The sequence below is a fragment of the Streptomyces sp. NRRL B-24572 genome (assembly GCF_002156145.1).
Classification (GTDB): Bacteria; Actinomycetota; Actinomycetes; order Streptomycetales; family Streptomycetaceae; genus Streptomyces; species Streptomyces vietnamensis.
Window position 1 is genome coordinate 15,906 of the sequence record NZ_MWIG01000432.1, and the last position, 286, is coordinate 16,191.

Below are 286 nucleotides of genomic sequence, written 5' to 3' on the forward strand. Positions count from 1 at the left end.
CCGGCCGCGGCGGCGGTGTTCGCCAGACCGACGGAGGCGAGCAGGGCGAAGAGGACGGAGATGAAGGCGGTCCAGAACTGCTTGACCCTGGCGGTGGCCATGGCCCCTCACTTTCGTGATGTTCCCGGATGGTTCATTTCGGGTTGCGCGCTTTACGTACTTTTCTCATGATCTGGATGCGGCCCCGTTTTCCGCGGACCGACGCCGTCGTCGCGCCGTTCTTCCGATGAACACCACCCGGACGGCCCAGCCCCGCCCCCGGTCACCCAGCGCCCTGTCTCTTATA